This is a genomic window from Rhizobium sp. UGM030330-04 (genome assembly GCF_003208455.1).
In the GTDB taxonomy this organism is placed as follows: domain Bacteria; phylum Pseudomonadota; class Alphaproteobacteria; order Rhizobiales; family Rhizobiaceae; genus Agrobacterium; species Agrobacterium rhizogenes_A.
Genome location: NZ_QKML01000005.1, coordinates 285,639 through 298,959 on the forward strand (window position 1 = coordinate 285,639; position 13,321 = coordinate 298,959).

General features: G+C 62.4%; 10 protein-coding genes. 9 read left to right on the forward strand and 1 reads right to left on the reverse strand.

Annotated features, from left to right (window positions below; genetic code table 11):
- Positions 1-66 precede the first annotated feature (66 nt).
- The 8 genes from ccmI to N434_RS10325 all read left to right on the forward strand — a co-directional run bounded on the left by ccmI (position 67) and on the right by N434_RS10325 (position 8,997).
- Entirely contained in the window at positions 67-1,230 is a 1,164-nt protein-coding gene (gene ccmI, locus N434_RS10290) for a c-type cytochrome biogenesis protein CcmI (protein ID WP_181423933.1), read from the forward strand.
- Positions 1,227-1,739 (forward strand): cytochrome c maturation protein CcmE, encoded by a 513-nt coding sequence (ccmE, locus tag N434_RS10295; RefSeq protein WP_110757540.1) that lies wholly within the window; start codon positions 1,227-1,229, stop codon positions 1,737-1,739. The genes ccmI and ccmE overlap by 4 nt, the downstream gene beginning before the upstream one ends.
- Positions 1,736-3,727 (forward strand): heme lyase CcmF/NrfE family subunit, encoded by a 1,992-nt coding sequence (locus tag N434_RS10300; protein ID WP_110757542.1) that lies wholly within the window; start codon positions 1,736-1,738, stop codon positions 3,725-3,727. The genes ccmE and N434_RS10300 overlap by 4 nt, the downstream gene beginning before the upstream one ends.
- On the forward strand, positions 3,724-4,191 hold the full coding sequence (locus N434_RS10305) for a cytochrome c-type biogenesis protein (protein WP_065115216.1): 468 nt from the start codon (positions 3,724-3,726) through the stop codon (positions 4,189-4,191). The genes N434_RS10300 and N434_RS10305 overlap by 4 nt, the downstream gene beginning before the upstream one ends.
- A 154-nt stretch (positions 4,192-4,345) precedes the next feature.
- The gene (locus N434_RS10310; protein WP_065115217.1) at positions 4,346-5,899 is read left to right on the forward strand and encodes a Do family serine endopeptidase; all 1,554 of its coding nucleotides are present in this window, start codon (positions 4,346-4,348) and stop codon (positions 5,897-5,899) included.
- A gap of 272 nt (positions 5,900-6,171) precedes the next feature.
- Positions 6,172-6,930, forward strand: a complete 759-nt coding sequence (locus N434_RS10315) for a response regulator transcription factor (protein ID WP_035218197.1) — start codon at positions 6,172-6,174, stop codon at positions 6,928-6,930.
- 9 nt (positions 6,931-6,939) lie between these two features.
- Entirely contained in the window at positions 6,940-8,349 is a 1,410-nt protein-coding gene (locus tag N434_RS10320; RefSeq protein ID WP_110757638.1) for a sensor histidine kinase, read from the forward strand.
- Positions 8,350-8,571: 222 nt separating this feature from the next.
- Positions 8,572-8,997 carry a thiol-disulfide oxidoreductase DCC family protein gene (locus N434_RS10325; RefSeq protein WP_110757544.1) on the forward strand — a complete coding sequence of 142 codons (426 nt, stop codon included), beginning with the start codon at positions 8,572-8,574 and terminating at the stop codon, positions 8,995-8,997.
- Positions 8,998-9,159: 162 nt separating this feature from the next.
- On the opposite strand, the gene N434_RS10330 is transcribed toward N434_RS10325, so the two are convergent.
- Entirely contained in the window at positions 9,160-10,017 is an 858-nt protein-coding gene (locus tag N434_RS10330; protein ID WP_371741220.1) for a MipA/OmpV family protein, read from the reverse strand.
- Between the two features lie 322 nt (positions 10,018-10,339).
- On the opposite strand from N434_RS10330, the gene N434_RS10335 reads away from it, so the two are divergent.
- Complete coding sequence (locus N434_RS10335) at positions 10,340-13,309, forward strand: bifunctional [glutamine synthetase] adenylyltransferase/[glutamine synthetase]-adenylyl-L-tyrosine phosphorylase (RefSeq protein WP_110757546.1); 2,970 nt, start codon at positions 10,340-10,342, stop codon at positions 13,307-13,309.
- Positions 13,310-13,321: the final 12 nt, after the last annotated feature.

Below are 13,321 nucleotides of genomic sequence, written 5' to 3' on the forward strand. Positions count from 1 at the left end.
TCTCAAATTCACGTCATCCCCGCGCTTCATGTTTCCATGTGCCGCGCATTCGAGTAATTGAGCCTTATGTTCTGGATTGTCGTTGCGATATTGACGGCGGCTGTCGCCATCGTCCTGATGTACCCGCTGATGCGGAAGACCGAGGCGCCTGAGACGCGCCGCGACGGTGAGGTTGCCGTCTATCGCGACCAGCTGGCGGAACTGGACCGTGAACGTGCGGCGGGTCTGATCGGCGAAACCGAGGCGGATTACGCCCGCGCCGAAATCGGCCGCCGCCTGCTTGCCGCCGCCGAGGCGGAAGAGGAGCAGGGCAGGCAGGACCGGCCACGCCGGCACAATCTCGCCGCAAGCCTCATCACCGTTCTTTTGCCCGCACTCGGGCTCTGTCTTTACGTCTGGAACGGCAGTCCGGAAGTGCCGGACATGCCACTCGAGGCGCGTCTTGAAAAACCCGGCAATGACATGAACCTGCTGGTCGCCCGCGCCGAAAGGCATCTGGCGCAGAACCCGGATGACGGCGCCGGCTGGGATATTCTGGCCCCGATCTATTTCAAGACGCTGCGGCTTGGCGATGCCGAGCTTGCCTATCGCAATGCGCTTCGTATTTTGGGGCCAAGCGCCGAACGGCTGACGGGCCTTGGCGAAACGCTGGTGGCTGGCAATGACGGCATCGTCATCGAGGCAGCGCGTGACGCCTTTGCTGAGGCCGAGAAGCTGAAACCCGGCAATCCGCGCGCCCGCTTTTATCTGGCGCTGTCGCTGGAACAGGCGGGCAAGGCGGACGAGGCACGCGCGGCCTTTGCGGCGCTGGAGGCCGATGCACCGGCTGGCGCACCCTGGCTGCCGCTGGTTCGCGAACATATCGCCCGCACCGGCGGCGAGATGGCCCCTGCCGCGCCCGGCCCGACGGCGCAGGATATGGCGGCTGCGAATGACATGACAGCCACCGACCGGCAGGCGATGATCGAGGGCATGGTGGCAAGCCTCGACGCCAAGCTGAAGGAAAACCCGGCCGATTTTGAAGGATGGATGCGGCTTGTGCGCGCCTATGCCGTGCTGAAGAATGAAGCCAAGGCCGGTGAAGCCCTGAGGGCCGGCCTGCAGGCTTTCCCGCCGGAGGGTGAGCAGGGCCGGCAGCTGCTGGCGCTGGCGAAGGAACTGGGCGTTTCCGCCGGGCCGATCCGCACCAACGGGCAACAGGATGCCGCGCCGCAGGGAGTGACGCAATGACCCGCAAACAGAAACGGCTGGCAATCATCGGCGGCGGCATGAGCTTCATCGTTGCGGCCGTGCTGCTCGTCATGTTCGCTTTCGGCCAGTCCATCGCCTATTTTTACATGCCGGCCGATCTGGAAAAGACGCCCGTCAATCCCGGCACCCGCATCCGTCTTGGCGGTCTGGTGGCGGAAGGTTCGATCAAGCGCGGCGAGGGCCGCACGGTGAGCTTCACCGTGACGGATGGCGAGGCGAATGTGCCCGTCAGCTATACCGGCATCCTTCCCGATCTTTTCCGCGAAGGGCAGGGCGTCGTGACAGAGGGCGTGTTCGACGCCGCCACTCATGGCTTCGTGGCCGACAGCGTGCTGGCCAAGCATGACGAGAATTACATGCCGAAGGAAGTGGCCGACCGGCTGAAGGACAAGGGCCTGTGGCAGCATGGCGGTGACGGCGAGAACCCCGCCGCCGCAACGCCATCGGCCGGTGCCGTCTCCACTGACAAGACCGGAGCGACAAAATGATCAACGAGATCGGCCATTATGTTCTGGTTCTGGCGCTTGGCGTCGGGCTCATCGTCTCGACGCTGCCGGTCATCGGCGCGCGCCGCAACGACCGGGCGCTGATGGATGTCGCCTCGCTTGGCTCCGTCATGATGTTCCTGCTGGTGGGTTTTTCCTTCGCGGCGCTGACGCGGGCCTATGCGGTCTCGGATTTTTCCGTGCGCAACGTCTGGGAAAATTCCCATTCGCTGATGCCGATGGTCTACAAGCTCACCGGCGTCTGGGGCAACCATGAAGGCTCCATGCTTCTCTGGCTGCTCATTCTGGTGTTTTTCAGCGCGCTCGTCGCCGCCTTCGGCCGCAACCTGCCGGAAACGCTCAAGGCCAATGTTCTGGCCGTGCAGGCCTGGATTTCCGTCGCCTTCCTGCTGTTCATCCTGCTTACCTCCAATCCGTTTCTGAGACTGGAACCGGTGCCGGCCGAGGGTCAGGATCTGAACCCCATCCTTCAGGATTTCGGCCTCGCCATCCACCCGCCGCTGCTTTACCTCGGTTATGTCGGCTTTTCCGTCTGCTTTTCCTTCGCGGTCGCCGCATTGCTGGAAGGCCGCATCGACGCCGCCTGGGCGCGTTGGGTAAGGCCGTGGACGCTCGCCGCCTGGACCTTCCTGACCGCCGGCATCTCCATGGGTTCCTACTGGGCCTATTATGAACTCGGCTGGGGCGGCTGGTGGTTCTGGGATCCGGTGGAGAACGCCTCCTTCATGCCGTGGCTGGCTGGAACAGCCCTTCTGCATTCGGCGCTCGTCATGGAAAAGCGCGAGGCACTGAAAATCTGGACGGTGCTATTGGCGATCATGACCTTTTCGCTGTCGCTGCTCGGCACCTTCCTCGTCCGCTCCGGCGTCTTGACCTCGGTGCATGCCTTCGCCACCGATCCGAGCCGCGGCATCTTCATCCTCGGCATTCTGACGATCTTCATCGGTGGAGCCTTCGCGCTCTTTGCATGGCGCGCGCCGTCGCTGAAGGTCGGCGGACTGTTTGCGCCGATCTCGCGCGAGGGATCGCTCGTCCTCAACAACCTGATCCTGACGGTCTCGACCGCCACGGTGCTGATCGGCACGCTCTATCCGCTCATTTTGGAAACCCTGACGGGTGAAAAAATCTCGGTCGGTGCACCCTTCTTCAACCTCACCTTCGGTCTGCTGATGATCCCGATCCTGATCGTCACGCCGTTTGGGCCGATGCTGGCGTGGAAGCGCGGCGATCTTCTCGGCGCCTTCCAGCGGCTTTATGTGGCCGCCGCCATTGCAGCCCTTGCCGGGCTGGCGCTCTGGTATGTGGAAAATGGCGGCCCGGTGCTGGCGGCACTCGGTATCGCCGCCGGTTTCTGGCTGATTTTCGGTGCGTTTGCCGATCTCTGGTATCGCGCCAATTTCGGCAAACTGGCCTTCGGCATTGCATTCCGCCGTTTGAAAGGCCTGCCGCGTTCCGCCTTCGGCACGGCGCTGGCACATATGGGCGTCGGCATCACCGTGCTCGGCATTGTCATCGTCACCACCTATGAGACCGAAACCGTCCTGGAAATGAAACAGGGCATGGTGGCGGAAGCGGGCGGTTACAGCCTTACCTTTGATGGTATCCGCCACGCCGTTGGCCCCAACTTCACCGAGGATCGCGGCCATTTCACCGCGCGCAAGGCGGGGGTCGAGGTGGGCGACGTCTGGTCCTCCAAACGGCTCTATACCGCGCGACGCATGCCGACGACGGAAGCCGGTATTCTGACCTTCGGCCTCAGCCAGCTTTATGTCTCGCTGGGTGACCCGATGACCGATGGCGGCATGGTGGTGCGCATCTGGTGGAAACCCTTCATCCTGTGCATCTGGGGCGGCACGCTGTTCATGATGGTGGGCGGCTTCATCTCGCTCTCCGACAGGCGTTTGAGGGTGGGGGCACCAAATCGCAAGGCGAAGCCTGTACGGGCTGCGATGCCGGAGGCGGCGGAATGAGGGAGCTTGTGGTAGCGCTCGGGCTTCTTTTTACCCTCATCTTCGCTGCAGCCTCGCCGGCCTTCGCCTTCAACCCCGACGAGGTCCTCAAAGACCCCGTGCTGGAGCAGCGCGCCCGCAGCCTGACGTCTCAGCTGCGCTGCATGGTCTGCCAGAACCAGTCCATCGATGACAGCAACGCCGAGCTTGCGCGTGACCTGCGCGTTCTGGTGCGTGAGCGACTGGTTCAGGGCGACAGCGACAAGGCCGTCATCGACTATGTTGTATCGCGTTATGGCGAATTCGTGCTGCTGAAACCGCGCCTCAGCCTTCGCACCGTGCTTTTGTGGGGCGCGCCCGTCGGTCTTACCCTTGCGGGCATTTTCGCCGTTTTCGTCTTTTCGCGCCGTCGGGCAACGCAGGAGCGGCCACAAAAACTGAGCGCGGACGAAGAAGAGAGAATTCGCAATCTCATTGAAAAATAACCGGTTTCCATGTCGGCCGCCGGTTCTTTTTCAACATTACGGATTTTTCATTCGTCAGACACTTCGCCGTAAGGTGTTGCCTCCTATATCTTCATCATCCACCGCTTCTCCCCCGGTCAAACGGGCTCCAGTTGAATGAAGAAAGAAGGTACCCATGTCTCACTCGCAAAACGGACGTTCCCCGCTGAAGACGGCCCTGAAGGCCACGACCGTTGGCGGTCTTGCCGCCCTGATGCTTTCGACCGGTATCGCCGCGCCGATCGCCCATTTGTTTGCCGCCCCCGTGGAAGTGAATGCGCCGCAGGTTCCGAGCTTCGCCAATGTGGTCGATGCGGTTTCGCCCGCCGTCGTCTCCGTCCGCGTGCAGTCGAACGTGCAGCCCGCTTCCGATGATTCCAGCAATTTCTCCTTCAACTTCGGCGGCCGTGGTCTCGACCAGCTGCCGGATGACCATCCGCTGAAGCGCTTCTTCAAGGAATTTGGCGGCCCCAATCAGGACCGCTCCGACCGTGGCCCGAACCGCCACCGTGACGGCAAGGGTCCGCTGCGCCCGGTTGCCCAGGGCTCCGGCTTCTTCATCTCCGAAGATGGCTACATCGTCACCAACAACCACGTCGTTGATGACGGCTCCGCCTATACGATCGTGATGAATGACGGCACCGAACTGGACGCCAAGCTCGTCGGCCGCGATCCGCGCACCGATCTGGCGCTCCTCAAGGTCGATGTGAACCGCAAGTTCACCTATGTGCAGTTTGCCGATGACAGCAAGATCCGCGTCGGTGACTGGGTCGTTGCCGTCGGCAACCCCTTCGGCCTCGGCGGTACGGTGACATCGGGCATTATTTCGGCCCGTGGCCGCGATATCGGCTCCGGCCCCTATGACGACTACCTGCAGATCGACGCCGCCGTGAACCGTGGTAACTCGGGTGGTCCCGCCTTCAATCTCAACGGCGAAGTCGTCGGCATCAACACCGCCATCTTCTCGCCGTCGGGCGGCAATGTCGGCATCGCCTTCGCCATCCCCGCATCGGTTGCCAAGGACGTGATCGCCGACCTGCAGAAGGACGGCAAGGTCGAACGCGGCTGGCTCGGCGTGCAGATTCAGCCCGTCAGCAAGGATATCGCCGAATCGCTCGGTCTTTCCGAAGCAAGCGGCGCACTCGTTGTCTCGCCGCAGTCCGGCTCGCCGGGCGACAAGGCCGGTATCAAGCAGGGTGACATCATCACCGCCGTCAATGGCGAGCCGGTCAAGGATGCCCGCGACCTGTCGCGCCGCATCGGCGGCATGGCCCCCAACGCCAAGGTTGAAATCTCGCTCTGGCGCGGTGGCAAATCGCAGTCGGTAACGGTGACGCTCGGCGATCTCGCAAGCGATGACGCTTCCAAGGCGACGCCTGCCCAGAACGACGACAAGGGCGGCCAGTCCTCAAGCGAGAAGGTGCTCTCCAGCCTCGGCCTGACGGTTTCGCCCGCCGATGACGGCAACGGCCTTGCCATCACCGATGTCGATCCGGACAGCGATGCTGCCGCCCGCGGCCTGAAGACGGGTGAGAAGATCACCTCGGTCAACAACCAGCAGGTCGCTTCCGCCGCCGATATCGAGAAAATCCTCGAGCAGGCCAAGAAGGACGGACGCTCCAAGGCGCTGTTCCAGATCCAGACGGATGACGGCAGCCGCTTCATCGCTCTGGATATCGACCAGGGTTGATAGGTTAAAAGGCGATGCCGGTTCTTTTGGGACCCGGCATCGCCACGGAATGTGTCTCGCCTCAAGGCGGGACAAAGAAATATGGAGCGAGCGCGTGCCGCTTGTTTCTTCTCCCCTAAGGGGGAGAAGGTCGCGGCAGCGGGATGAGGGGGCGGCGTCAGCGATAGATCGCGAGCTTGCCCCCTCATCCGACCCTTCGGGCCACCTTCTCCCCGGCGGGGAGAAGAAAGGACCCGCAACGCCGGTCCAGGCAGCATCGCGGAGGAAACCTCATGGAAAACAAGGTTCAGGAAATGTCTGTCGCATCTCTTTCCGGTTGTGCGGAAAAGGGCGAGGGCGCTATTGTCCCGCACATGAAGATTCTTGTCATTGAAGACGACCTCGAGGCTGCGGCCTATATGACCAAGGCGTTCCGCGAAGCCGGGATCGTCGCCGATCACGCGAGCGACGGTGAGAGCGGTCTGTTCATGGGCTGCGAGAACGCCTACGATGTCATGGTAATCGACCGCATGTTGCCGCGCCGCGATGGGCTTTCCGTCATCAGCGAGCTGCGCCGTCGCGGCATCGAGACGCCGGTTCTGATCCTTTCCGCGCTGGGGCAGGTGGATGACCGCGTGACCGGCCTGCGCGCCGGCGGCGATGATTATCTGCCGAAGCCCTATGCCTTTTCCGAATTGCTTGCCCGCATCGAGGTGCTGGGCCGCCGCAAGGGCAAGCCCGAGCAGGACATGGTCTACCGGGTCGGTGACCTCGAACTTGACCGCCTCTCCCATGATGTCCGCCGTGGCGGCAAGGAAATCCTCCTCCAGCCGCGTGAATTCCGCCTGCTGGAATATCTGATGAAGAATGCCGGCCAGGTCGTCACCCGCACCATGCTGCTGGAAAACGTCTGGGATTATCATTTCGACCCGCAGACCAATGTCATCGACGTGCATGTCTCCCGCCTGCGTTCGAAGATCGAGAAGGACTTCGAGAAGCCGCTGCTGAAGACCATTCGCGGCGCCGGTTACATGATGAAGGATGAGGGCTGATTGGCGAAAATGGCCCGCCTCAGAATATTGTTCAGATCGACGGCGGTGCGCCTATCGGCGCTCTATATCCTGCTGTTTGCGCTCTGCGCCGCCTTCCTCGTGTTTTATGTCACCGCCCTTTCCGAACGGCTGCTGAACCAGCAGACGCGCGATGCCGTCCTTCAGGAAGTCTCGGATGTGCAGCGTATCTATAATCGCGGCGGCATCAACCCGTTGCTCAGGATGATGGAGCGCCGCGCCCGCCAGCCGGGTGCGAGCCTTTATGTCATTGCCGGGCCGAATGGCGAAATCCTCGCCGGCAACGTCGCCTCCGTGCAGCCCGGCGTCTTCGACAAGGAAGGCTGGACGGGATTTCCCTTCCGTTACGAGCGTTATTCCGAAAGCGGCGACAGCGTCCAGCATCTCGCCACGGCCAACGTCTTCCTGCTGGACAATGGCCTGCGTATCCTGATCGGCCGCGACCTCGGCGAGCCGACAAAGTTCCGCGCACTCGTGCGCAATGCGCTGATGGTGGCGCTGGCGATCATGAGCGGCGGTGCGCTGCTCATTTGGTTCGGCATCGGCCGCAATGCGCTGAAGCGCATCGACCGCATGTCTGCGGCGACCAAGAAGATCATGGCCGGCGATCTTTCGCAGCGTCTGCCGCAGGGCCGCTCGGGCGATGAGTTCGACCGGTTGTCGGGTTCGCTCAACGCCATGCTCGGCCGCATCGAAAAATTGAACGAGGGCTTGCGGCAGGTTTCCGACAATATCGCCCACGACCTCAAAACGCCGCTGACGCGGTTGCGCAACAAGGCGGCTGCCGCGCTTGACGATGATGACGAGACCAAAAGGCGCTCAGCGCTCGAGGGCATCATCGCCGAGTCCGACCAGCTTATCCGCACCTTCAACGCGTTGCTGATGATTTCCCGTGTCGAGGCAGGCTCGATTGCCGCCGAAATGACTGATGTGGACATGTCTGCGATTGCCGCCGACAGCGCCGAGCTTTACGAACCGGTGGCCGAGGACGCCGGCCTTGCGCTCGAAGCGCAGATTGAGCCCGGCCTTTCGGTGCAGGGCAACCGCGAACTGATCGGCCAGGCCCTGTCGAACCTCATCGACAACGCCATGAAATATGCCTGCGAAAGCGAGGGTGACAAAAAACTTGCCGTCCGGCTGGTAAAAGAGCCGGAGGCAATCGTGCTCTCCGTTGCCGATAATGGCCCGGGCATTCCTGCCGACAAACGCGGCGAGGTGCTGAAACGTTTCGTGCGGCTGGACGAAAGCCGCTCCAAACCGGGCACCGGCCTCGGCCTCTCGCTGGTGGAGGCCGTTATGGAATTGCACGGCGGATCGCTGGTGCTGTCGGACACCGATGCCTCGAATGCGGGCTGCCCGGGCTTGACCGTCTCGATGGTCTTCCCCCTTCCAAAGCCATAAAACGGCGGCCTGACGGCCGGGTGCCGCAACGCTGTCTCTCGTGCATGAGCCGGGCCGGCAAAGCTCGTGCTGATCGCGGATATTTGCGCGGAAATTCTTCTCCGTTCGAGACATAACGGTCTTTTGAGATTGAATTAAAAGAAGGTCGGAAGAATATTGCGGAGATTATTGCCGCACTTTATTCGTCGATCCCATGGCGATCGGCAAAAGGACTTGTGACAGATGGCAGGCACAACGCCCCCGGCCGGCGACCGGCATGGCCCCATCATTCTGTTCGACGCGGAATGTGTGCTGTGTTCCGTCAATGCCCAGTTCGTGCTGCGGCATGACACGCGGGGATATTTCCGGCTGGCATCCATGCAGGGGGCGGCCGGGGCGGAAATCTACCGGCGGCACGGCATGGACCCGAAAGATCCGGTCAGCCTGCTGGTCGTGGACGGCGGCAGGGTGCGGCAGGATAGCGACGCTGTTTTGAGCATCTACGAGGCGCTTGGCTTGCCTTGGCGGCTGCTTGCCGTCCTTCGCATCATCCCCGCATTTTTGCGCGATCCCGTTTATCGCTGTGTCGCACGCAATCGCTACCGTTGGTTCGGAAAGCGCGCGCAATGCTGGGTGGCGCCGCCGCAATACAGGGACAGGATTTTTTGACTGCGGTGATTGCCGCACGCACAAGACATGCGGCACCCCGGCGGGATGGATGCGATTGACAGCGCGGAAAGGGTGCGCTGGCCGCACGATGTCCGCAGTTCCGGTCTTTCCTCCTGGTCTCGCGGGAACATGCCGCAGCGGCGCATGTTCCCGCTTTGCGGCTCAGAACGTATAAGCCACGCCCACCATCGCAAATGGCTGTATGTCCTTCTTCACGATCGGGCTGTCCTTGGCATCGCCCAGCAGGAAGCCGACGCCGCCGGTGCCGGTCAGAACCCAGTTTTCCGTCATCAGGTAGGAGATCGAGGCGCTGGCGTCGATCCGCTTGAAACCGGCCTTCGCATCGTAGCGGCGCAGACCGGAGCGGGCCGATTGCGCCGACGTCACGCCGAAATAGGATTTCATGTGGTTGTCATCCGCCCAGGTGGCGGAAAGGTCCGCACCGAGAATGAACTGGTCGACCTTGTGCGAGACACTGGCGCCGACGGTCGCCGTCAGGCCTTCGCTGCCGCCGATGGTCTTGTCCACCTTGGCGTAGATTTCGAAAGGCTCGACGCCATAGGCGATGACGCCGCCAACCACGCCACCCGCCTTGATGTCGCCCAGACCGCGCAGGTTCTTCTTGTCGTCCTTTTCCTTGCGTCCGGCTTCCCAGCCGCCCTTGATGCCCAGCCGGAAGCCGTTCTGGTTCAGGAGATTGACGGTGGCGCCGCTGAAATCGATGCTCAGCGTATCGCCATATTGCACGGAAACCAGCGGAACCGCGCCTGCTTCGAGTTTGTCCGAACCCTCATATTTGGGGGCATAGGCGGCGCCGACGCCGAGCGTGATCTTCCAGTCGCTGGAACTGCTGTAGCGGGCGTTGTCGAAATTGCCCTGCGGATCGGCCACCCGGTCCGATTTGCCGATATCGGCGGCGAAAACGGGTGTGCAGACGGCTTGCGCCATGGGCAGCGTTGCCAGGCAGAGCGCCATCGCACGCAGGTTCTTTTGCCATTTCACAGTAAGAAATTCTCTCATGATCATATCCGTTGCAGCATCGGGCGTTGGAAAACCCGGGAGTCGGGTTTCGTTGAGGATGACGCTACGCGGGCACAATTGCGGAGACATTACGCACTGCCGGCACCTGCGCTTCGGCGTGAAAATCCGGGGCGGTTTTGGAAAACATCGGCGAAAACGGTTTTCCTGATCGCAAAGCGCCCCGCATTTGTTACAACGCGAAGTCTATGCACCCCAGGCTTCGGCCGGGTGCGGCGGCAGGGCGGTTTGCGGGGAGTGGCCCGTCCTGAAACCGCCGCGGCCGGAGAATGCGGGTGCGACAGCGGCAAGAGGGAGAGAGACAGTGACGAAACCTGAAAGCGCCGGAAGGCGGCTGAACGAGGTTCTGCCGGGCGTGATCCGCCCCTATACGCAGACGGAACTGAAATCCGTTCTTTCGACCCTGAAGGATATCGGCAAAAACGAGCCGGCGGTGGCCGCGCTGCTGGCAGACGAAAGCCCGCTGAAGGATTTTATCGCCAGTGCTTTCACGCTGTCGCCCTATCTGCGCGACATGGCGGCGGCGGATGAGGGGCTGCTGTCGCTGGCGATTTCAAAACCGCTGGAGCCATTGCTGGCCGATCTCGTCCGTGAGGCGCGCGGCTGCTGGAAGCCGGGCGAGGAAGGTGGGGTGCCCACCGAAAACGAGGTGATGTCGCGGCTCCGGGTTGCCAAGCGACGGCTTTCCTTCGTTGCGGCGCTCGCCGATCTCGCCCGCATCTTCACTGCCCGCGATACGACGCGCTGGCTGAGCGACATGGCGGACGCGTCGCTTTCCGCCGCCATCGATCACCTGCTGCTTTCCGCCCATGAGAGCGGCAAGCTGAAACTGAAGAACGCCGCCGCGCCGAGCGAGGGGTCCGGCCTGATCGTGCTTGGCATGGGCAAGCTCGGCGCGCGCGAACTCAACTATTCCTCCGATATCGATGCCGTCGTGTTCTTCGAACCTTCGGCGGGCATCATGGACGATCCTTATGATGCAACGGAGAATTTCGGCCGCATGATGCGCCGTCTCGTGCGTATCATGCAGGAGCGCACGGCGGATGGTTATGTCTTCCGCACCGATCTGAGGCTCCGCCCCGACCCCGGCTCGACACCGCTCGCGATTCCCGTGGAGGCGGCGCTGCTTTATTACGAGGGCAGGGGCCAGAATTGGGAGCGTGCCGCCTATATCAAGGCGCGGCCGGTGGCCGGCGACATCAAGGCGGGGGAGAACTTCCTGCGTGAGCTGACGCCCTTCATCTTCCGCAAATATCTCGATTACGCGGCGATTGCCGATATTCATTCCATCAAGCGGCAGATCCATGCGCATAAGGGCCATGGCGCAATCGCGGTGAAGGGCCACAATGTCAAGCTCGGCCGCGGCGGCATTCGCGAGATCGAATTTTTCGCGCAGACACAGCAGCTTATCGCCGGCGGCCGCATGCCACCGTTGCGGGTGCGGGCGACGGAGGAGGCGCTGGCGGCGCTGACGGAGGCGAAGTGGATCGACGCCGAAACGCGCGACAGTCTCACCGAAGCCTACTGGTTCCTGCGCGAGGTGGAGCACCGCATCCAGATGGTGCGCGACGAGCAGACCCATGTGCTGCCCGATACCGAGGCCGAATTGAAGCGCATCGCCTTCATGCTCGGTTTCGAGGATACCAAGGCCTTTTCGGAAAAGCTGGAGGAGGTGCTGCGACTGGTGGAGCGGCGTTATTCGGCGCTGTTTGAGCAGGAGGTGAAGCTGTCAGGCGAGGCCGGCAATCTGGTCTTCACCGGCCAGAAGGACGACCCCGATACGTTAAAGACGCTCTCCACCCTCGGCTTCGAGCGGCCGGAGGATATTTCCCGTGTCATCCGCACCTGGCACAATGGCCGTTACCGGGCGACACAATCGGTGGAGGCGCGCGAGCGGTTGACAGAACTGACGCCGGACCTGCTGCGGGCCTTCGGCGAAAGCAAGCGGGCGGACGAGGCGCTGCTGCGCTTCGACAATTTCCTCTCCGGCCTGCCGGCGGGTATCCAGCTCTTTTCGCTGCTCGGCAACAACCCGGCGCTTCTGTCGCTCCTGGTAACGATCATGTCATCGGCCCCGCGTCTGGCCGAAATCATCGCCGCCCGCCCGCATGTCTTTGACGGCATGCTGGACCCCGCGTTGATGAGCGATGTGCCGACACGCGATTATCTCGCCCACCGCATGGGGAACTTCCTCTCCAATGCCCGCCACTACGAGGATATTCTCGACCGGCTGCGCATCTTCGCCGCCGAACAGCGCTTCCTGATCGGCGTCAGGCTCCTGACCGGCGCGATCCGCGGCGAAGTCGCCGCCCGCGCCTTCACCCACCTTGCTGACCTCGTGATCGAGGCGGCGCTGAATGCCGTTCTGGCGGAAATGGAGGCGGCGCATGGGCCATATCCCGGCGGGCGCGTCGCCGTCATGGGCATGGGCAAGCTCGGCTCCTTCGAGCTGACCGCCGGTTCGGATGTCGATCTCATCCTGCTTTACGATTATGACGATGCCGCCCATGAATCGACCGGCGCAAAGCCGCTGGATGTCGTGCGTTATTTCACCCGCGTCACGCAAAGGCTGATCGCGGCGCTTTCAGCGCCAACGGCGGAAGGCGTGCTCTATGAGGTGGACATGCGGCTGCGCCCCTCCGGCAACAAGGGGCCGGTTGCGACCCGCATTTCCGCCTTCGAGAAATACCAGCGTGAGGAAGCCTGGACCTGGGAGCACATGGCGCTCTCCCGCGCCCGGCTCATCTGCGGCGAAGCCTCCTTGATGGAAGATGCAGGCCGCATCATCGCCTCCATCCTTTCGCAAAAACGCGATCTGGCCAAGGTTTCCGCCGATGTGCTGGAGATGCGCAGCCTGATCGAGCAGGAGAAGCCGCCGGAAAACAACTGGGACTTCAAGCTCATCAATGGCGGCCTGATCGACCTCGAATTCATCGCCCAATATCTGGCGCTGGTGGGGCCGGTGAAGGGGCTTGTCGCGCATGAGCCGGGGCGCAACACGGCCGAGGCGTTGCAGGCGCTTGCCGCGCCTGTCATGGAGCCGCAGGCCTTTGACGACTGCATGGCGGCGATGGGGCTCTATACTGAAATCTCGCAGATCGTGCGGCTGTGCATCGACGGCACCTTCAATCCGAAGGAGGCGCCGGCCGGATTGATCGATCTCGTGTGCCGGGCGGGAGATTGCCCTGACATCCCGACGCTTGAGGGAGAGGTGAAGCGGCTGGCGAAGGCGGTGCGGAAGGCGTTTGTGGGAACGGTGAAGAATGGTGGTTAGCGTTGGTGGGTG

Coding starts and splice junctions, on each gene's coding strand:
- ccmI (WP_181423933.1), top strand. CDS start 67: ATGTTCTGGATTGTCGTTGCGATATTGACGGCGGCTGTCGCCATCGTC.
- ccmE (WP_110757540.1), top strand. CDS start 1,227: ATGACCCGCAAACAGAAACGGCTGGCAATCATCGGCGGCGGCATGAGC.
- N434_RS10300 (WP_110757542.1), top strand. CDS start 1,736: ATGATCAACGAGATCGGCCATTATGTTCTGGTTCTGGCGCTTGGCGTC.
- N434_RS10305 (WP_065115216.1), top strand. CDS start 3,724: ATGAGGGAGCTTGTGGTAGCGCTCGGGCTTCTTTTTACCCTCATCTTC.
- N434_RS10310 (WP_065115217.1), top strand. CDS start 4,346: ATGTCTCACTCGCAAAACGGACGTTCCCCGCTGAAGACGGCCCTGAAG.
- N434_RS10315 (WP_035218197.1), top strand. CDS start 6,172: ATGGAAAACAAGGTTCAGGAAATGTCTGTCGCATCTCTTTCCGGTTGT.
- N434_RS10320 (WP_110757638.1), top strand. CDS start 6,940: ATGGCCCGCCTCAGAATATTGTTCAGATCGACGGCGGTGCGCCTATCG.
- N434_RS10325 (WP_110757544.1), top strand. CDS start 8,572: ATGGCAGGCACAACGCCCCCGGCCGGCGACCGGCATGGCCCCATCATT.
- N434_RS10330 (WP_371741220.1), bottom strand. CDS start 10,017: ATGAGAGAATTTCTTACTGTGAAATGGCAAAAGAACCTGCGTGCGATG.